Source organism: Nocardia sp. NPDC050697 (assembly GCF_040654395.1).
Classification (GTDB): domain Bacteria; phylum Actinomycetota; class Actinomycetes; order Mycobacteriales; family Mycobacteriaceae; genus Nocardia.
On the sequence record NZ_JBFAHY010000001.1, the window covers coordinates 1310053 to 1327027 of the forward strand.

19 protein-coding genes are annotated in these 16975 nt (G+C 73.2%); 3 read left to right on the forward strand and 16 right to left on the reverse strand.

Going from position 1 to position 16975, the window contains the following annotated elements:
• Positions 1-103: 103 nt before the first annotated feature.
• The 13 genes from AB0H71_RS06555 to AB0H71_RS06615 all read right to left on the reverse strand — a co-directional run bounded on the left by AB0H71_RS06555 (position 104) and on the right by AB0H71_RS06615 (position 10233).
• The gene (locus tag AB0H71_RS06555) at positions 104-865 is read right to left on the reverse strand and encodes a crotonase/enoyl-CoA hydratase family protein (RefSeq protein WP_357015530.1); all 762 of its coding nucleotides are present in this window, start codon (positions 863-865) and stop codon (positions 104-106) included.
• Between the two features lie 2 nt (positions 866-867).
• Positions 868-1131: a hypothetical protein gene (locus AB0H71_RS06560; protein ID WP_357015533.1), complete on the reverse strand. Its 264-nt coding sequence runs from the start codon at positions 1129-1131 to the stop codon at positions 868-870.
• Positions 1132-1150: 19 nt separating this feature from the next.
• A complete protein-coding gene (locus AB0H71_RS06565; protein ID WP_357015535.1) occupies positions 1151-1339 on the reverse strand; it encodes a ferredoxin in 189 nt (62 codons plus the stop codon).
• Positions 1336-1911, reverse strand: coding sequence for a hypothetical protein (locus AB0H71_RS06570; RefSeq protein WP_357015538.1), 576 nt, complete (start codon positions 1909-1911; stop codon positions 1336-1338). Before AB0H71_RS06570 ends, AB0H71_RS06565 begins: the two co-directional genes overlap by 4 nt.
• 19 nt (positions 1912-1930) lie before the next feature.
• A complete protein-coding gene (locus AB0H71_RS06575) occupies positions 1931-2887 on the reverse strand; it encodes an MlaD family protein (RefSeq protein WP_357015540.1) in 957 nt (318 codons plus the stop codon).
• Positions 2884-3927 (reverse strand): MlaD family protein, encoded by a 1044-nt coding sequence (locus AB0H71_RS06580; protein ID WP_357015543.1) that lies wholly within the window; start codon positions 3925-3927, stop codon positions 2884-2886. Before AB0H71_RS06580 ends, AB0H71_RS06575 begins: the two co-directional genes overlap by 4 nt.
• Positions 3924-5003 carry an MlaD family protein gene (locus AB0H71_RS06585; RefSeq protein ID WP_357015546.1) on the reverse strand — a complete coding sequence of 360 codons (1080 nt, stop codon included), beginning with the start codon at positions 5001-5003 and terminating at the stop codon, positions 3924-3926. Before AB0H71_RS06585 ends, AB0H71_RS06580 begins: the two co-directional genes overlap by 4 nt.
• Complete coding sequence (locus AB0H71_RS06590) at positions 4997-5989, reverse strand: MlaD family protein (RefSeq protein ID WP_357015549.1); 993 nt, start codon at positions 5987-5989, stop codon at positions 4997-4999. The genes AB0H71_RS06585 and AB0H71_RS06590 overlap by 7 nt, the downstream gene beginning before the upstream one ends.
• On the reverse strand, positions 5977-6972 hold the full coding sequence (locus AB0H71_RS06595) for an MlaD family protein (protein ID WP_357015552.1): 996 nt from the start codon (positions 6970-6972) through the stop codon (positions 5977-5979). The genes AB0H71_RS06590 and AB0H71_RS06595 overlap by 13 nt, the downstream gene beginning before the upstream one ends.
• The gene (locus AB0H71_RS06600; RefSeq protein WP_357015554.1) at positions 6972-8012 is read right to left on the reverse strand and encodes a hypothetical protein; all 1041 of its coding nucleotides are present in this window, start codon (positions 8010-8012) and stop codon (positions 6972-6974) included. Before AB0H71_RS06600 ends, AB0H71_RS06595 begins: the two co-directional genes overlap by 1 nt.
• Before the next feature lie 4 nt (positions 8013-8016).
• A complete protein-coding gene (locus AB0H71_RS06605; protein WP_357015556.1) occupies positions 8017-8880 on the reverse strand; it encodes an ABC transporter permease in 864 nt (287 codons plus the stop codon).
• Positions 8880-9698 carry an ABC transporter permease gene (locus AB0H71_RS06610; protein ID WP_357015559.1) on the reverse strand — a complete coding sequence of 273 codons (819 nt, stop codon included), beginning with the start codon at positions 9696-9698 and terminating at the stop codon, positions 8880-8882. The genes AB0H71_RS06605 and AB0H71_RS06610 overlap by 1 nt, the downstream gene beginning before the upstream one ends.
• A gap of 121 nt (positions 9699-9819) precedes the next feature.
• Complete coding sequence (locus AB0H71_RS06615) at positions 9820-10233, reverse strand: ATP-binding protein (protein ID WP_357015562.1); 414 nt, start codon at positions 10231-10233, stop codon at positions 9820-9822.
• A gap of 160 nt (positions 10234-10393) precedes the next feature.
• On the opposite strand from AB0H71_RS06615, the gene AB0H71_RS06620 reads away from it, so the two are divergent.
• The gene (locus tag AB0H71_RS06620; RefSeq protein WP_357015565.1) at positions 10394-10726 is read left to right on the forward strand and encodes an STAS domain-containing protein; all 333 of its coding nucleotides are present in this window, start codon (positions 10394-10396) and stop codon (positions 10724-10726) included.
• A 91-nt stretch (positions 10727-10817) separates the two neighbouring features.
• On the forward strand, positions 10818-12272 hold the full coding sequence (locus AB0H71_RS06625) for an MFS transporter (RefSeq protein WP_357015568.1): 1455 nt from the start codon (positions 10818-10820) through the stop codon (positions 12270-12272).
• Positions 12273-12344: 72 nt separating this feature from the next.
• Here the strand turns inward: AB0H71_RS06625 and AB0H71_RS06630 are convergent, their stop codons facing one another.
• A complete protein-coding gene (locus tag AB0H71_RS06630) occupies positions 12345-13196 on the reverse strand; it encodes an NAD(P)H-binding protein (protein ID WP_357015570.1) in 852 nt (283 codons plus the stop codon).
• 85 nt (positions 13197-13281) lie between these two features.
• Between AB0H71_RS06630 and AB0H71_RS06635 the strand changes: the two genes are divergently transcribed.
• Positions 13282-14067 (forward strand): AraC family transcriptional regulator, encoded by a 786-nt coding sequence (locus AB0H71_RS06635; protein WP_357015573.1) that lies wholly within the window; start codon positions 13282-13284, stop codon positions 14065-14067.
• 3 nt (positions 14068-14070) lie between these two features.
• On the opposite strand, the gene AB0H71_RS06640 is transcribed toward AB0H71_RS06635, so the two are convergent.
• Both AB0H71_RS06640 and AB0H71_RS06645 read right to left on the reverse strand, forming a co-directional pair.
• Positions 14071-14478: a roadblock/LC7 domain-containing protein gene (locus AB0H71_RS06640; RefSeq protein ID WP_357015577.1), complete on the reverse strand. Its 408-nt coding sequence runs from the start codon at positions 14476-14478 to the stop codon at positions 14071-14073.
• Between the two features lies 1 nt (position 14479).
• Entirely contained in the window at positions 14480-16828 is a 2349-nt protein-coding gene (locus tag AB0H71_RS06645; RefSeq protein WP_357015580.1) for an ATP-binding protein, read from the reverse strand.
• Positions 16829-16975: the final 147 nt, after the last annotated feature.

Consider the following 16975-nt stretch of genomic DNA (forward strand, 5'->3'; position numbering starts at 1 on the left):
GCGGTACCCGGCCGACCGCCCTCGGCACCGAGCACACCGGACACCGTGGACAGCGCGGAGCCGGCCGGATTCCCGCGCGGCGGGCGGGAGCGGATCGCCCCGACTACGTCCCGGTCCACTCCGGGGCCCGCTTCTCCGCGAACGCCTTCGCGCCCTCGGCGGCGTCGTTGGTGCCGAAGACCGGACCGATGAGCTCCATCTGCTTCTGCCACCGATCGGCCGCGCTCCACTCCGCGGACTCGACCATGACCCGCTTGGTCACCGCCACCGCGATCGGGCCGTTGGCGGTGATCCGCTCGGCGAGCGCGAGCGCACCGGCGAGCGCCTCGCCGGGCTCGGTGAGCGCATTGACGAAGCCGAAGCCCGCGCCCTCCTCGGCGGTGAAGGAATCACCGGTGAGGGCGAGTTCGAGCGCCTTCTGGTACGGAATCCGGTGCTGCAACCGCAGCAGCCCGCCGCCACCGGCCACCAGGCCGCGCTTGACCTCGGGGATCCCGAAGGTCGCGGTGCGCGCGGCCACGATCAGGTCGGTCGCCAGCACCAGCTCGGTGCCACCGGCGAGCGCGAACCCCTCGACCGCGGCGATGAGCGGCTTGACCGGCGGCTTCTCGGTGAAGCCGAGCCCGCGCCCGGGAATGTAGGGGAACTCCCCCGCCGCGAAGGCCTTCAGATCCATCCCGGCGCTGAAGTTGCCGCCGCTGCCGGTGAGCACCGCGACCGAGAGCTCGGGGGTGTCGTCCAGCTCGTCCATGGCGTCGGCGAGCCCCTGCGCCACCGCGAGGTTGATGGCATTGCGGGCATCGGGGCGGTTGATGGTGATCAGCAGGGCGCGACCGCGCCGCTCGGTCAGCAATTCGTCGGACAACACTACCTCCACTGGCTCCGGATACCGTCGGACTCCGTCTCGGTCCAGCCGCACGGCAATCCGCAGGTGCGGAAGCGGATCCGCTCGGTGAAGCCGCGCTGGAACGTGCGCACGGTCTCCGATTCCTGCGCCGGGTACCCGCAGCGCGGGCACTTGCCGAAGTGGTCGAGGACGTCACGGGTGACGGTGCTGACGAGGACGGGGTGCGCGACCGGCCGGGGGCGCGAGCGCGGGGCGCCCGTGCGCCCGGTACCACCCGTTCTCATATTGTCGACCTTACAGTATTCATTCCAGTCGCAGCGCGGCCTTGGGGCACTGGGCCACCGCCTCCTCGATCGCGGCCCGGTCGGCCGCGCCGACCTCGGCCTCGCGGATGTGCAGGACATCGTCGTCGTCGAGGTCGAAGACCTCGGGGGCGACCCCGACGCAGATGCCATTGGCCTCGCACTGGTCGGTATCGAGCACGATCTTCATCGGGTTCCTTCCGCGGGGATGGCGTTCTGCAACCCACCGACCTCGGTGATCTGCCAGCCGGAGTTCCGGTCGATGGTGAGCGAGTAGGTGACGGTGGTGGCGGCGCCGTCCGGGTTCTGCACGCTGGTGGAGTTCACGGTCAGGTAGGCGTTGACCTGGTAGACGCCGCCGGATTCGGAGACGACGTCCGCCGAGAGCGGGGTGGCGGTCGAGCTCCACTGCAGCGGCAGCAGGATCTGCTCGAGCTGCGGGGCGGTGGCGTCGAACTTGGCGGCGAGCGCGGGCGCGGTGCCGGCCTTCAGCCGGGTGAACCACGCCCGCACATCGCGGTAATCGATGGTGGAGGCGCCGAGCGCGTAGTCGGCGGCGACCCGCTCGGCGTGCTGCTCGTCGGCGGCGCGCGCCTCGGTGTCGGCGATGGTGCCGCGGGCGCCCGCGTAGAGGACGGCCAGGGTCACGGTCGCCACCAGCAGCGCGGCCACCGCGAGCGCGGTGAGCGCGGTGGAGAGCCGGAGCGATACCGTGCGCGCCGCCGGGGCCGCCGCGGCCTTCTCCTCGGTTTCCGTGCTCATGAATCCGTCCTTTCCGGGGCTATCGGAGGCCGATGCGGAGGTGCAGGGTGCCCTCGGGGTCGACGCCGTTGAGCGCCTGGTCGAGCAGGGCGCCGAGATCGAGCGCGGGGCCGCCGCGCACGGCGTCGGCGACGACCGGTTGCAGCATCGGGCCGAGCGGGGCCAGGGCGGGGCCGATCCGGCCGAGCAGCGCCTCCACCTCGACGAGGAACGGGAGCACGCCGTCACCGGTGAAGTACTCGGCGGGCGGGCGGGCCTCGACCAGCTCGGAGCCGTTCTCCACGATGGCGCTGAGCGTCACGCCGAACTCGCCGAAGAGCGGCCCGGCCGCGGCCAGCGCGGGGCCGAGCCAGTCGATGTCGCCGCCGAGCGCCTGCATGTCGGCGAAGAGCTGCCGCAGCTGCGCGGAGCGGCTGAGCAGGGTCGCGGCCAGCAGGGTGGTGGAGCGCCGCAGGGTCTGCACGGCGGCGTCGGTGCCGTCGAGGGCCTGGTCGAAGGTGCCGACCAGGCTCGCCATGGTCTCGGGGCGGATCTGGTCGAGCAGCGCCACCATGCGGGTGGAGAGCGCGGTGATGGTGGTCGGCAGGTGAACGCGGTCCGCCGGGACCTGTTGCCCGTCGGTCAGATACGGCCCGCTGTCGCTGTCGGGGGCGAAGCCGACGTAGGGCTCGCCGAGCGCGGAGAGCTGCTCGATGTGCACGTCGCTCGCGACCGGGATGCGGTAGCGGTCGTCGATGGCGAGCCGGACCAGCACCCCGGCGGGCTCCGTGCGCACCTCCTCGGTGCGCCCGACCTGGATGCCGTGCAGCAGCACCGGCGCGCCGGGGCCGAGCCCGCCGGAGTTCGCCAGGTGCAGGGTGACGCCGATGTGGTCGCGGCGCGGATCCAGGTGCAGCACCCCGATCCCCATGTAGGCGACGCCGAAGACCAGCACCGCGGCGATGGCGGTGAGCGAGGTGATACCGCGGACGTTCACCGGACCGCTCCGATCATGCGCAGGGTGTCGACGATCCGGCCGGTCTGCTCCTCCGGCGACAGCGCCGAGGAACCCACCGTGACCCGGCTCAGCTCCACCTTCGGCCCGTGCTCGGTGAACGGAATCACCTTCGTCCGGAGCAGATCCGTGAGCTTCTTCAGGTTGGACGGCGCGGTGGTGTCGAGCGGGGCCGCGCCGAACAGCACCGGGACCACCGCGCGCACGGTGTCCTCCAGCGCGGCGAGCAGCGGCCCGAGCCAGGCGGTGCTCGGCCCCACCGGGCCGAGCGAGGTGAGCACGAAGATCACGCCGATCTGGGCGTTCATGGCGTCGGTGGTCTGCTGCACGCCGTAGGGGGTGAGCAGCTCGGAGATGACCGGGGCATTGTCCAGCACGCCCTGCTGCACGACGTTCTCCAGCCCGTGCAGCACCTCGTCGAGGGAGGCGGAGTTCGCCGCGAGGTCGGTGAGGTCGGCGCCGACGACCTCGGCGAGCCGGGCGGTGTCGCGCGGGTCGGCGGGCAGCACCCCGTTCATGGTGCGCACCAGGTCCTGGATATCGGTGACGGCGCCGCTGCCGATGAAGACCGAGAGCGCGGCCAGGATGTCCTCGATGAGCGGGGGCTGGGTGGTGTCGGCCAGCGGGATGGTGGCGCCGGGCTCGAGCCGTCCAGGGCCGGGCGCGGCGGGTTCGGTGAGGGCGATATGGACGTCGCCGAGCGGGGTCTCCTGACGCAGCTCGGCTCTTGTCCCGGGTGGCAGCCGCACCGCATCGCGGACCGCGATCTCGGCGATCACGAAACCCGGGCGCGCGCTGCCGGTTCCGGCATCGACCACAGTGACGCCGGTGAGCTCGCCGACGCGGACACCGTCGGCGATCACCTTGGCGCCCTGCGGGAGGTTGAGCACATTGCCGAACTCGATGCGCAGCGGATAGGTGGGGCCGTCCACGCCCGCGCCGGGCACCGGCAGCTCGGCGGGGCGGAAGGAGCACCCGGCGAGCACCAGCACCGAGCCCACCGCGAGCAGCAGCCGCTTCATCGGGCGCCCACCGCCCCCAGCAGCAGCGCCGGGAGGGCCGCCGACGCCGAGCAGGGTTGCCCCAGCGCCGCCAGCCCCGCGCAGAGCTGCGCCGACTCCGCGGCCGGCAGCGCGAGCGCCGGTGGCGCGTAGCCGATCTCGGTGCGGCCGGTGGCGGGGTCGACGGCGCTCGCGAAGCCGGCGGCGATGGCCGGGGTCTGCTCCAGCAGCGCGGCGAGCGAGCCGACGCCGGTGGCGAGCAGCGCGGGCAGGTCCGGCAGCGAGTTCAGGTTCCGCACGGCCGGGGTGACGAAGAGCCGGACGACATCGTTGAGCTGCGGCAGCACCGAGGCCAGGTCGTCGACGAGCTGGATGATGGGCGGGAAGGCGATGGTCACGATGGCCTCGAAGGTGGGCGGCAGCTCGGTGACGACGTCCTTCACCGTCGCCCACCCGCCGCGGGCCCGGTGCACGAGGGCGGAGAGCGCGTCGATGAGCGCGCCGATGTGATCGATGGCGGCCTGCGGGGAGTTCAGGGCGCGGGCCAGCTGGCTGAGCAGGGCATTGAGCTCGGCACCGGTGCCCGCGGTGGCGGCATCCAGCGCGTCCAGCCCGGCGCCGACCGCGCCGCGCTGCGCGGGGTCCGCCGGCTCGAGTTCGTCGGCGAGCCCGGCGAGGGCGTCGAAGGTACGCGAGAGGCTCTGCGGGGTCAGGGCTTTGGTGATGCAGGCGGCGGGGTCGCGGCCGGGGCCGGTGGGCTCGGGGCCGACGAGCTCGAGCTTGCGGTCGGCGAGCACGGTGTCGTTGACGGTGACCGCGCCGACGTCCTGCGGCAGCTTGCGGTCCGCGCGCACGGTGAAGCGCACCCGGGCCGCGGTGGCGAGCGGCTCGATGGCGGTGACCTCGCCGACCCGCAGCCCGTAGACGGTGACGGCGCTGCCCGCGTACAGCCCGATGCTGTCCGGCAGGTCGGCGCAGTAGGTGCGGGTCTCCGGGGCCGGGCGCAGCAGCGCGAACCCGGCCACCGCTACCAGGACGAGAGTGAGCAGCACCGCGACCGACATGAAGCCGCGGGAGCCGAGGACGCGGGTCAGCATCCCGCCCCCCGCACCGGCACGCAGACCCCGGAGTGGTCCAGCGCGATCCCGCCGCCGGGCGGCAGCAGCGGGCGCAGCCGGTCGCCGAGCGCCCGCAACGCGGTGAGCAGCTCGCCCATCCGGCCCCCGAGCTGGTCCAGCGGCGGCACCGCGGCGGCGAGCGCGCCGGCCTGGGCGGCCCAGGTCTCGTCCCACTTCCGGCCGAGCGGCGAGAGGCCGTGCAGCACCGCCGTGAGGTCGTTGAGCGCCTGCGCGATCTCGGTGGTGTAGGTGCGGACGATGGATTCCAGCGTGCCCAGGTTGTGCACCAGCTGCACCAGCACATCGGAGCTCCCGTTCAGGGCGGTCAGGTATTCGTCAGCGACGGTGAGGGCCCGGGAGATGTCGGCGTTCTGCCGGTCCATGATCCCGACCAGGTCACCGACGGCGCGCACGGCGGCGCGCACGGCGTCCGGGCTGCCGTCCACCGAGCCGGCCAGGGTGGCGAGGTTCTGCCGCAGCAGCCCGCCGTCGATCTCCCGGACCGGGGCGATGGCGGCCTCGAAGACCTGGGTCAGGTTGTAGGGCAGCACGACCCGCTCACGCGGGATCACCGCGGTACCGAGCGGCGCGCTGCCCGCGGGCTCCAGCGCCAGGTAGTAGCCGCCGACCACGGTGAGCATCCGGACCCCGAGCGCGGTGCCGTCGCCGACGAAGACCTCCTCGGCCACGGTGAAGGTCATCCGCACCCGGTCCGGCAGCAGGGTCAGCGTGCGCACCTCCCCCACCGGGATCCCGGCCAGCCGCACGTCGTCGCCCTCCCGGATCGACCCGGCCTGCGCGATATCGGCGCTGTAGGTGCGGGTGGCGTCGGTGCCGCGCACGTACACCACCCCGACCCCGGCCACCAGCAGCGCCGAGAGACAGAGCCCGGTGATCCCCCAGCGCAGGTCGGTGCCGCGCTCGTCCGGCTGGGCCGCCGGGTCGCGGCGTTTCAGGAACGGCACAGCAGCACCCCCTGGCCCGCGATGAGCACCTGCAGCGGGGCGGGCGCGGTGGCGGTGCCGTTCGAGCAGGCGCCGGGGCCGGTGGCGGGGACCGCGGCGGCCATGGCCTGGATCAGCCCCGGCAGCCGGTCGAAGACCTCGGCGGCGGTGGCCGGGTCCGGAAAGGCCTGCTGGAGCGCGGCATCGAGGTCGCGGCCGGGTTCGCCGGTGACGCCGAGCAGCGCGAGCATATTCCGGATGGGCTGGATGACCGGCGGGATGGCGAGCGAGAAGTCCACCAGCCCCGGCAGCTTCTGGCCGATGGCGGTGAACAGGTTGGTCAGGTTGGTGAGCAGCTGGACGGCATTGCCGGAGCGGCCGCCGAGCGTCTCGGCCATCCGGGAGAGGTTGCCGACCAGGATCGAGAGCACCGCCTGGCGGTCGGTGGCGTAGCGGCTGAGCCGGTCGATGGCATCCAGCGCGGGGCCGAGCCCGGTGCCGTTGCCCTGCAGCACCGCGAGCAGGCTCTCCGTGAAGGCGTTGAGCTCACCGGGCGAGAGCTGGGCCAGCACCGGCTGCAGGCCGTTGAAGAGCGTGGTGATGTCGAAGGCGGGGACGGTCTGCGCGGTGCCGAACTCGGTGCCCGGATCGCGCTCCGCGGTGGGCCGCTCCGGCTGCACGATCTCCAGGTAGCGGAAGCCGGTGAGGTTCTGGTAGCGGATGGCGACGGTGGAGCCGGTGAAGACCGGGTGCGCGCGCTGCACGGTGAACCTGGCCCTGGCCAGCGTGCCGTCCAGCTCCAGCCGCTCGACCTTGCCGACCTGCACGCCGTAGATCCGCACGTCGTCGCCGGGCCGCAGGCCGTTGGCGTCGGTGAAGAGCGCGCTGAAGGTGACGGTGTCGCCCTCGACCGGCCGCTGCACCAGCTGGAAGACCCCGGCCAGCGCGATCGCCATCACGACGACGGCGGTGGTCACGCGCCAGAGCAGCGCCCGCGTGCTCATCAGCGGCCCGCCACGATCGCGGCCAGCGGCCCGGCCAGCCCGGGGACCACGTCGAGCTCGACCTCGGCGGTCAGCAGCGGGCCGTCCGGCGTGTCGCGGAAGGCGCGGTCCAGCCGGTCGAGCAGCTCGGTGAGCTGCGCGCCGGTGCGGGCCGGGTCTCCGGTCGCGCGGGGGATCTGATCGAGCACGGTGGTGGCGATGGGAAGCAACCCCTCGAAGTGCGGGCGGGCGGTGGTGAAGGTCTGGGTGACGACCGGGAGCAGCTGGTGGTCGATGCCGCCGAACATCTCCTTGAACCGGGCCAGGTTCTCCGGGGTGCGGAAGTACTCGTTGCTGTAGGCGGCGTTCAGTACGTCCAGCCCGCCGGTGAGCATGGGCGGCAGCCCGGTCAGCGCCGAGCCGTACTGCGCGAGCAGGACCGACGGCGGCAGCTCGCGGGTCTCCACGTAGGCGCGGGTGGTGGCGCCGATGGCCTGCAGCAGCGGGGTGAAGGCGCCGACATCGCGGGAGAGCGTGCCGAGCAGCTCGGCCAGTTCGGGGGTGAGCACCGAATCGGTCAGCATCCCGGTCGATTTCAGCAGCGCGGCCAGGGTGGCGTCGCGCACCCGGCCCGCCTCGGGGCCGGTCAGGTCGACGGTGGCGCCGTCGGCGAGCGCGGTGCCGCCGGGGTTGGAACGCAGCTGCAGCGCGGTGATGCCGAAGAGGTTGTCCGGCGCGTACTCCACGCTCAGCGCGTCGGTGAGGCCGTAGAGCTGCGATCCGGCGAGCGCGAGTTCGACGGTCTTGCGGCCGGGTCCGGCGGTGTCGATGGCGAGCACCGAGCCGACCCGCACGCCGTCCAGCCGGACATCGGTGCCGGGCTCGACGCCCGCCCCGACCGCGCCGGTGACCAGCCCGATCCGGATCTCGCCGGCCGGGCGGCCCTCGGGCACCACCCGCCAGGCGAGCAGCAGCACGGCGGCGAGCGCGACGGTACAGAGCCCGATGACGCGGGCGCGGCGGGGTCCGACCTCGGTGCCGGAGAGGGTATAGGCGGGCATCACATCATCCGGTGAACGAGATCGGCGACCGGAAACCCCAGAGCGCGATGGTGGCGACCATGTCGAGGGCGATGATCGAGACCAGGCTGGCCCGGATCGCCCGGCCGGAGCCGATCCCGACCCCCTCCGGGCCGCCGGTGGCGAAGTAGCCCTGGTAGCTGTGGATCAGCACGACGGCGACCGCGAAGATCATCACCTTGATCGTCGCCGCGACCACGTCCCAGCTCAGCACGAACTGGTCGAAGTAGTGGTCGTAGGTGCCGGACGGGGTGCCGTGCACGGCGGTGACGACCAGCTCGCAGGAGAGGTAGCTGAGGATCAGCGCCACCACGAAGGCCGGTGCCACCGCCACGATCCCGGCGATCACCCGGGTGGTGACGACGAACGGCACCGAGCGGATGCCGAGCGATTCCAGCGCGTCGATCTCCTCGGAGATGCGCATGGAGCCGATCTCCGCGGTCATCCGGCAGCCGGCCTGCGCGGCGAAGCCGATCCCGGCCGCGATCGGCGCCAGCTCGCGGGTGATGCCGAAGGCGGAGATGAGCCCGGAGAGCTGGCCCAGCGAGAGCAGGTTCAGCGCGCTGTAGGCCTCGATCCCGATCGAGGCCCCCATGGAGGCCCCGAGCAGCAGCATGAGCGGCACCACGCCGCCGCCGATGATGACCGAGCCGCGGCCCCAGGTCATATCGGTGATCACCGCGATGGTCTGGCGCCGGTAGTGCACCAGCGTGTACGGCACCGAGGAGAGCACCTGCCAGGCGAAGCCGAGCGCGAAGCCGAGCGCGTCGACCGGGGCGAGCGGGCGGGCCCCGCGCGCGTACCGGCTCAGCCTGCGCAGCCCCGGCGGGGCATAGGGCGCGGCCGTCATCACGCCATCCTGACCGGCAGGAACATCGTGGCCACCTGGGTGATCACGGTGTTCAGCACCGCCACCGCGGCCACCGACATCACCACCGCCGCGTTCACCCCGTCGGCGACCCCGCGCGGCCCGCCCTTGGCCTCCAGCCCGCGCTGACAGGCGATCACCACCACCAGGAAGCCGAAGATCAGGGATTTCACCAGCGACACCCAGATATCGGCGGTCGTGGTGAAGGAGCCGAAGGACTCCCAGTAGCTGCCCGGCGTGACGTCGAGCGCGGCGACCGCGACCACGAACCCGGCGGCGATGCCGACCACGATGATCAGGATGTTCAGCAGCGGCGCCACCACCAGCATGGCCGCGATCCGCGGCACCACCAGCCGCTGCACCGGATCCACCCCCATCACGCGCAGCGCGTCGACCTCCTCGCGGATGGTGCGCGCGCCGAGGTCGGCGGCGATGGCGGCCGCGCCGGCGCCGCCGAGCAGCATGGCCGCCGCCATCGGCGCCCCCTGCTTGATCACGCCGAGCCCGCCCGCCGCGCCGATCATGGTGTCCGCGCCCAGCTGGGAGACGATATTGCCGACCTGCGCGGAGAGGATCACCCCGAACGGAATCGCCATCAGCACGCTCGGCACCGCGGTGACGGTGATCAGGAACCAGGCCTGGGCCAGGCTCTCCCGCACCTGGAACCGCAGCCGCGCGGCATCGACGACGCCGATCCGCACCGCCGAGCCACCGATCCGCAGCGCCCGGCCGAACGTCGCGAGGCTCGACAGCACGGTGCCCGCGAAGTTGTGCCGCAGCACCGCCGCATTCGACGCCATCGACCCTCCGTCGTATCGGGACAGTGATCTGAACTACAGACCAGACAGTTGTCCAGAAGTTACTACGGAGGTGTGATGTAGCGCAATCGAGAAAGCGATTTACGGTGTCGGAAGGGATATTTCAGGCAGCCGGAGCGCAGAGCTCGACGGTGGTGCCGGAGTCCAGGATGGTGAGGCGGGTATGCGTGGTCAGCTCGCGCATGAGCGCGAGGCCGCGCCCGCGCGGCCGGTCGGCCTTCGATTCGCGAATCCTGGCGCGCGGAATCCAGCGGCCGCTGTCGGTGACGGTAATCCTGACCTCGCCGCGCCGCACCTCGGCGACCAGCCGCACCGGGCCGCGATCACCGCGGTGGCCGTGCTCGACGGAGTTGGTGCACGCCTCCCCGGCGGCGAGCAGCAGGTCGTAGGCGCGATCCGGGTCGGCGACGGCGCCGGCCAGCCAGGTGCGCAGCCTGCCGCGCACGCCGGGCAACTCCTCGGCGGCGGCCGGGAACTCGACCCGCAGCGCGGGCAGTTCAGCTTCGGATCCGATCATGCGTCCTCCTCGTCGTTCCAGGGCGTACCCGTCCGCGCCCGGCTCACACCTGCCCGCCGCGGGGCCCGGTGTGACGTCTCCACCAGCGCCGATAGAGCCGCCGGGCACTGGGTAAGCCTGCGACAAATCCGAGCGGGGCGAGGGCGAAGGGCGAGACGGTATGGGGCAGCAGTGGTCCGGGTTCGAGATCGCGACCGATACACGCGAGGCCGCCGTGGTGGTCACCGCCGCCGGCGAGGTCGATATGGTGACGGCCGCCCGCCTCCGGCAGGCCCTGGACGAGGCGCAGCACGCCGCCGGGCTCCCGACGGTGCTCGACCTCTCGCGCATCGAGTTCTTCGACTCCTCCGGCCTGGAGGTGCTGGTCGACGTGCACCACCGCGCCCGGCTGCGCGTCGTCGCCTCGGCGGCGGTGCGCCGCCCGCTCGGCGTCACCGGGCTGGACCGGGTGCTCCACGTCTACGACGATCTGGACGCCGCGCTCGCGGGGTAGCGACCTGCCGAATGGAACTACCGCGCCCGGCTGTGTACGATGCACAGAGCGATTGTGTATCGTACACAGCGATAGGGTGAGGGACGGTCGAATGCACGTGGATTCCGGTGCCCCGGCGAAGAATCCGGTGGTGATCCTGGTCGCGCTCGGCTTCTCCAGCCTGAGCGTCTCGTTGATGCAGTCGCTGGTCATCCCGATCCAGAGCGAGCTGCCGCGGCTGCTCGGCACCAGCGCGAGCAATGCCTCCTGGGTGGTCACCGCCACGCTGCTCGGCGGCGCCGTCGCCATGCCGGTGGCCGGGCGCCTCGCCGACCTGGCCGGGAAGAAGCCGGTGCTGGCGGTGAGCGCGCTCGTCCTGCTGGCCGGATCGCTGATCTGCGCGCTCTCCGGCTCGCTGCTCCCGGTGCTGGCCGGGCGGGTGCTGCAGGGGCTGGCCATGGGGTACATCCCGGTCGCGATCAGCTTCGTGCGCGAGGTCGTGCCGAAGCACCTGGTCAATACCGCGACCGCGTCGATCAGCGCCACGCTCGGCGTCGGCGGCGCCCTCGGCCTGCCGCTGGCGGCCTGGATCGCACAGGACAACGACTGGCACTGGCTGTTCTGGGTGGCGACCGCGCTCGCCGTCGCGGTCGCGCTGCTCACCGTGCTGGTGCTGCCGCACGTGCACGACGCGCACGGGGCCCGGCTCGACGTGATCGGCGCGGTCGGGCTCGCGGTCGGGCTGGTGAGCATCCTGGTCGGCGTCACCAAGGGCAACGACTGGGGCTGGACCGCGGGCAGCACGCTCGGCCTCGTCCTCGGCGGCATCGTGGTGCTGCTCGCGTGGGGGCTGTTCGAACTGCGCCACGACGCGCCCCTGGTCGACCTGCGCACCACCGCCCGGCGGCCGGTGCTGCTCACCAATATCGCCGCCGCGCTCATCGGCTTCGGCCTCATGGCGCAGGCCATCGTGGTGCCGCAGCTGCTGCAGATGCCCGCCGCCACCGGGTACGGGCTCGGGCAGAGCCTGCTCGCGGCCGGGCTCTGGATGGCGCCGTCCGGGTTGATGATGCTGCTCTTCGCGCCGGTCTCCAGCTTCCTGATCACCCGGTTCGGCGGGCGTACCGCGCTCAGCCTCGGCGCCGCGGTGCTCGCGCTCGGGTATGTGAGCGGGGCGGTGCTGATGGACGCGCCGTGGCAGCTCCTGCTCGCCACCTGCATCGCCTCGGCCGGTGTCGGTATCGGGTATGCCGCCATGCCGACGCTGGTGCTGGAGAACGTGCCCGCGAACGAGGCCGCCGCGGGGGTCGCCTTCAACGCGCTCATGCGCTCGATCGGCACCACCGTCGCGGGGGCGGTCATGGCGGTCGTGCTGACCAGCCGCACCACCGTGCTCGCGCCCGGGGCGCCGGAGATCCCGACGGTGGACGCCTTCCGGCTGTGCTTCGTGGTGGGCGCGGTGGCGGCGGCCATCGGCGCCGCGGTCGTGCTGTTCATCCCGCGGCGCAAGCCCGCCGAGCCCGAGCCCGCGGTGACGGCCGCCGACGAGGCCGTTCCGGTGCGCTGACTTCCGCGAGGCCGCGTGCCACCACCATGCGAGCGGATATACGGCAGGCGAGAAACAGCGGCGACGCCGGGCTCAGCCGGTGAAGGCCGCACGGTGGTCGGCGACCCACTGCGCGTAGGAGCGGGCGGGGCGGCCGAGCACCTGCTCGACGTCGTCGGTGAGCACGGCATTGCCACCGTCGCGGACGAAGGCCTGCCCGGCCAGGGCGCCGTCGGCGAACTCCGGGGTGGCGCCCGCGGCGAGCAGGTGGGCGCGGGCGTCGGCGGGGGCGATCTCGGCGACCTCGACCGGGCGGCCGAGCTCGGCGGCGAGCACGGCGGCCTGGCCGGCGGTGGTCAGCAGGGCCGGGCCGGTGAGGGTGAGCACGACCCCGCTGCGCTCCGGGCCGAGCAGGGCCGCCGCCGCGACCTCGGCGACGTCGCGCGGGTCGACGACGCCCTGGGCGCCGTCGCCGGTGAGGTCGGCGACCGGCCGCCCGGCCCGCAGGTCGGCGGCCCAGCCCAGGGTGTTGGAGGCGAAGGAGCTGGGGCGCAGGACGGTCCAGCCGATCCCGCTCTCCCGGACCGCCCGCTCGCCGGGCAGATGCCAGGTGCCGACCCGGCCGAGCGCGGGATCGCCGGTGCCGATGGCGGAGAGCTTCACGATCCGGCGCGCACCCGCCGCCACCGCCGTGGCGACCAGGGCGCGGTCGGCCTCGGCGCCGTCGGGCCCGAGCACGCCGAGCACGAACACCGCCTCCGCGCCCGCCATCGCCGCGGCCATGGCCGCCGGATCCGCGTAGTCGCCCGGGACGACCGTCACGCCGCGAGGAGCCCGCACGGACGACGGCCGCCGGGAGACGGCGCGGACCGGCGCCCCGCGCCCGGCCAGCACGCGGACGAGTTCGCTGCCGATGGTGCCCGTGGCACCGGTGATCACGATCATGGCCGCAACGCTGCCCGCCCCGGCGCCGCCGCGCCTAGGAGATTCCGGCACACCCGAGCGGCCCGCGCGCGCCTACAGTCGAGCCGTGCCCACCCTCACCGACCTGCTGGAGCTCCCGGCCCCGGTGCCGGAGCCGCTGCGCCCCTGGCTCGCCGGGCTCACCGCGGTACCGCCGCTGCGCGCGGCGACCGAGCCCTTCGTCCGGGTGCCGCACGGCAGCACCCTCGTGGTCTTCCGCGCCGGACAGCCCGCCGCCGCGCTCGGCCCGGCCTCCACAGCGCTCTACCCCGAACCGGACAAGCCGCGGAGCTGCCTGCGGCTCCGGCTCGCACCGGGCGCCGCCGGACCGCTGCTCGGCATCGGCGCCGCCGAGCTCACCGACCGCATGGTCCCGCTGGCGGCACTCCCCGGCCCGCTCGCACAGCTCGCCCCCGAACTCGACCAGCTCCCACCGGAGGAGCTGCTCCCCCGGCTCGCCACCGCGCTACCCGCCCGCGTCACGGAGAGCGCGACCCAGCGCGCACACCGCGCACTCCTGGCCACCGCCGTCCGGGCGATCACCGCGCACCCGGGCGGCCCGACCGTCACCGCCCTCGCCCGCTCCCTCGCGGTCAGCGAACGCCAGCTGCGCAGCCTCTTCACCACCGGAATCGGGTTGTCGCCCAAGCACTACGCGCGCATCGCCCGGCTGCGGCTGGTGCTGGAGCGGGCCGGGCGGGCGCCGTGGGCCCACCTCGCCGCCGACACCGGCTACTACGACCACTCGCACCTGACGGCCGAGTTCCGCGCGCTCATGGGCGTCTCGCCGAGCGCGTTCGCGCACGGCGCGCTGCCCGCCGCCACCGGCTGCACGCCGTTCGCCCGGCGCTGAGCGCTACCGCCCGGCGAGCCCGTGCCGCGGCGTGGTGCTGAGGTAGCTGCCGACCCGCTGCACGGTCAGGTTCATCTCGTAGGCGACGGTGCCCAGGTTGGCGGCGTCGGTGGTCTGCAGCGCCAGGCAGGCGTTCGGGCCCGCGGCGGTCACGAAGAGCACCGCGCGGTCCAGCTCGATCATGGCCTGCCGCACGCCGCCGCCCTCGAAGCGCGCGCCCGCGCTGCGGGCCAGGCCGTAGAGCGTGGACGACATGGCGGCGAAGTGCTCGGCGTCCTCCTGGGTGAGCGCGTTCGAGCGGCCGAGCAACAGGCCGTCGGTGGAGAGCACCACCACGTGCCTGACCCCGGCGAGCCGCTCGACCAGGTCGTCCAGGATCCAGTTCAGGTCACCGGGATCGGGTGCGGTCATCTCAGCTCTCCTTGCCGTCGGCCTGCTCGGCGGCGCTCGCGCGGCGCCCCTGCCTGGTCCCGTTCTCGATGGTCGAGATCATGTCCCTGGCCTGCTCGGCGGTGAGCCGCGGCCGCTCGGCGGTCCGGGGCGGCGTGGCCGCGGCGCCCTGCAGGAGCGGGTTGAGGTTGGCCTGCCGGTTGCGCTTCGGCAGCTCGGGGCGGCCCTCCTGCGGCAGCCGCAGCGGCTGCGAGATCGGCTGCTCCACATCCGGGTAGGGCCGAGACGGGCGGGCGGTGACCGGGCGGAAGCTCTGGGTCTCGGCCAGCGGGTCGGAGACCAGCACCGCGGCCCGCCGGGACGGCGGCGCGACCGGCGATTCCAGCGCGGCGGGCTGCGGCGCGCGGCCCATCGCCGCGCCGTCGGTCACCGTCTCGCCCGGCAGCACGCTGGCGAGCAGCGTGGCCGGGATGAGCACGATGGCCCGGATCCCGCCGTAGTCCGACTCGGCGAGCTTGACCGAGATCTCGTGCCGCGCCGCCAGCCGCGCGACCACGAAGAGCCCGAGCCGGGAGTCACCGGAGAGCGCGGCGACGCCGAAGTCCGGTGGCGCGGTGAGCATCTGGTTGGCGCGCACGATATCGCCGGTGGTCATGCCCATGCCCTGGTCCTCGATCTCGACCACCACGCCGCGTCCCACCACCGCCCCGGTGACCTCCACCCGCGACTGCGGCGGGGAGAAGCTGGTGGCGTTGTCGACCAGCTCGGCCAGCAGGTGCACGAGGTCGGCCACCATGCCGCCGTGCACGTGCACCTGCGGCATCCGCGCCACCCGCACCCGCGAGTAGTCCAGCGTCTCCCCGACCGCCGAGCGCACCAGGTCGATCATGGCGACCGGGTTGCGCCACTGCCGCCCGACCTGCCCGCCGCCGAGGATGATCAGGTTCTCGGCATTGCGGCGCTCGCGGGTGGCCAGGTGGTCGAGGCGGAAGAGCGTCTCCAGCAGCGCCGGATCCTCCTGTCCCCGTTCGGCCTCGTCCAGGATCTCCAGCTGCCGGTGCACCACCACCTGGCTGCGGTGCGCGATATTGAGGAAGACCGATTTCACGCCGTCGCGGGTGCGGGCCTCGGCCACCGCCGCGTTCACCGCGGTCCCGGCGGCGTGCCCGAACGCCTCGGCCACCTGCCCGATCTCGTCGGAGCCGAAGTCCAGGTCCGGAGTCGCGGTGGCGGGGTCGACCGGCTCGCTCTTCTCCAGCTTGCGCATCATCTCCGGCAGCGTGACGTCGGCGAGGGTGAGCGTCTGCGAGCGGAGCCGCTTGAGCCGCCGGATGATCCGGTTCGCCAGCACCACCGAGATGCCGATGGCGAGCAGGCTGATGAGGCCGACGCCCGCCCCGGCCAGCATGGCGTTGCGCGAGTCCTCGTCGGCCTTGTCGGCGGCCAGGTTCTGCGTCCTCGTGCTCTGCGCGACCCACATGTCGATGAGCTGCCGGCTGACGTCGGCGGCGGCCGCCCGCCACTCGGCCTCCGGGATCGGCAGCGGCGGCAGCGCGGCGGCGCGGCCCGCCGCGGCGGCGGTCGCCCTGGTCACCGCGCGCCAGCCGATGACGTTCTCCACCACATCCAGCTTGCGCCAGGACTCGCTGTTCATCAGCGCGGTGGCCGCGGCCTTCTGCTGCGGGTCGACATCGCGGCTCAGGTTGCCGATCTCGATGCGGTAGTAGCCGACCTGGCGGGCGAACTCCTCCACCGGCACGGTCAGCGCGCCCTGCCCGGACTCCAGCGCGACGGCGAGCGCGAAGCTGCGCGCCATGGACTCCGAGGACTTGAGGATCTGCATGGCCTCGGTGAGCTCGACGCCGATCTCGGCGTCCGGGGCGAGCTGCTGGGAGAGCTGCGAGCCCACCACGACGCTGTCCAGCACCTGGTTGAAGAAGTTGTAGGCGTCGGCCGGGGGCAGCTGCCCGGCGTCGGTCGCGGCGCGCACGCCGGTGAGGTACTGCAGCATGGTGTCGATGCCGCCGACATCGTCGGTGAGCGAGGTGTCGACCGCGCCCAGCTCGCCCTTGGCGGCGTTCAGCGCGTCCACCGCGGCCTGGAACTCGGTCCTCGCCTCGGCCAGCCCGGCGGCGGCCTCGGTGTCGCCGGAGAGCCGCGCCATCGTACCGAGCCGCTCGGCCTGCATGGACTCGACGAGCAGGCGGCTGGAGTCGATCACGCCGCCGGTCTCCACCGCCCAGGCGTGCGTCTTGTCGCTCTCGGAGACCAGGTACGCGGTAGTCCCGATTCCCACCGCGAGCAGGGACAGACTCGGGACGAGCGCGATGGCCAACACCCTGGTTCGGACACCGAGTCGCACTGTGAACATCGCCACAAACTACTGAGTTCAGGCCGCCCAGTCCGATTCTGTCCCGGTGACCGGGATCGCCATTGACTCCGTCCGGCTGGAATCACCGTGCGAGAATAGCACTCTCCATATTTGAGAGCAATGTATTGACCCCGGCTTCCCGGCGGT

Bases quoted from the DNA above. Each gene is read 5' to 3' on its own strand.
- AB0H71_RS06620 (WP_357015565.1), top strand. From the start codon at position 10,394: ATGGGGCAGCAGTGGTCCGGGTTCGAGATCGCGACCGATACACGCGAG.
- AB0H71_RS06605 (WP_357015556.1), bottom strand. From the start codon at position 8,880: ATGACGGCCGCGCCCTATGCCCCGCCGGGGCTGCGCAGGCTGAGCCGG.
- AB0H71_RS06625 (WP_357015568.1), top strand. From the start codon at position 10,818: ATGCACGTGGATTCCGGTGCCCCGGCGAAGAATCCGGTGGTGATCCTG.
- AB0H71_RS06570 (WP_357015538.1), bottom strand. From the start codon at position 1,911: ATGAGCACGGAAACCGAGGAGAAGGCCGCGGCGGCCCCGGCGGCGCGC.
- AB0H71_RS06630 (WP_357015570.1), bottom strand. From the start codon at position 13,196: ATGATCGTGATCACCGGTGCCACGGGCACCATCGGCAGCGAACTCGTC.
- AB0H71_RS06585 (WP_357015546.1), bottom strand. From the start codon at position 5,003: ATGCTGACCCGCGTCCTCGGCTCCCGCGGCTTCATGTCGGTCGCGGTG.
- AB0H71_RS06565 (WP_357015535.1), bottom strand. From the start codon at position 1,339: ATGAAGATCGTGCTCGATACCGACCAGTGCGAGGCCAATGGCATCTGC.
- AB0H71_RS06610 (WP_357015559.1), bottom strand. From the start codon at position 9,698: ATGGCGTCGAATGCGGCGGTGCTGCGGCACAACTTCGCGGGCACCGTG.
- AB0H71_RS06595 (WP_357015552.1), bottom strand. From the start codon at position 6,972: ATGAGCACGCGGGCGCTGCTCTGGCGCGTGACCACCGCCGTCGTCGTG.
- AB0H71_RS06580 (WP_357015543.1), bottom strand. From the start codon at position 3,927: ATGAAGCGGCTGCTGCTCGCGGTGGGCTCGGTGCTGGTGCTCGCCGGG.
- AB0H71_RS06615 (WP_357015562.1), bottom strand. From the start codon at position 10,233: ATGATCGGATCCGAAGCTGAACTGCCCGCGCTGCGGGTCGAGTTCCCG.
- AB0H71_RS06645 (WP_357015580.1), bottom strand. From the start codon at position 16,828: ATGTTCACAGTGCGACTCGGTGTCCGAACCAGGGTGTTGGCCATCGCG.
- AB0H71_RS06560 (WP_357015533.1), bottom strand. From the start codon at position 1,131: ATGAGAACGGGTGGTACCGGGCGCACGGGCGCCCCGCGCTCGCGCCCC.
- AB0H71_RS06640 (WP_357015577.1), bottom strand. From the start codon at position 14,478: ATGACCGCACCCGATCCCGGTGACCTGAACTGGATCCTGGACGACCTG.
- AB0H71_RS06600 (WP_357015554.1), bottom strand. From the start codon at position 8,012: ATGCCCGCCTATACCCTCTCCGGCACCGAGGTCGGACCCCGCCGCGCC.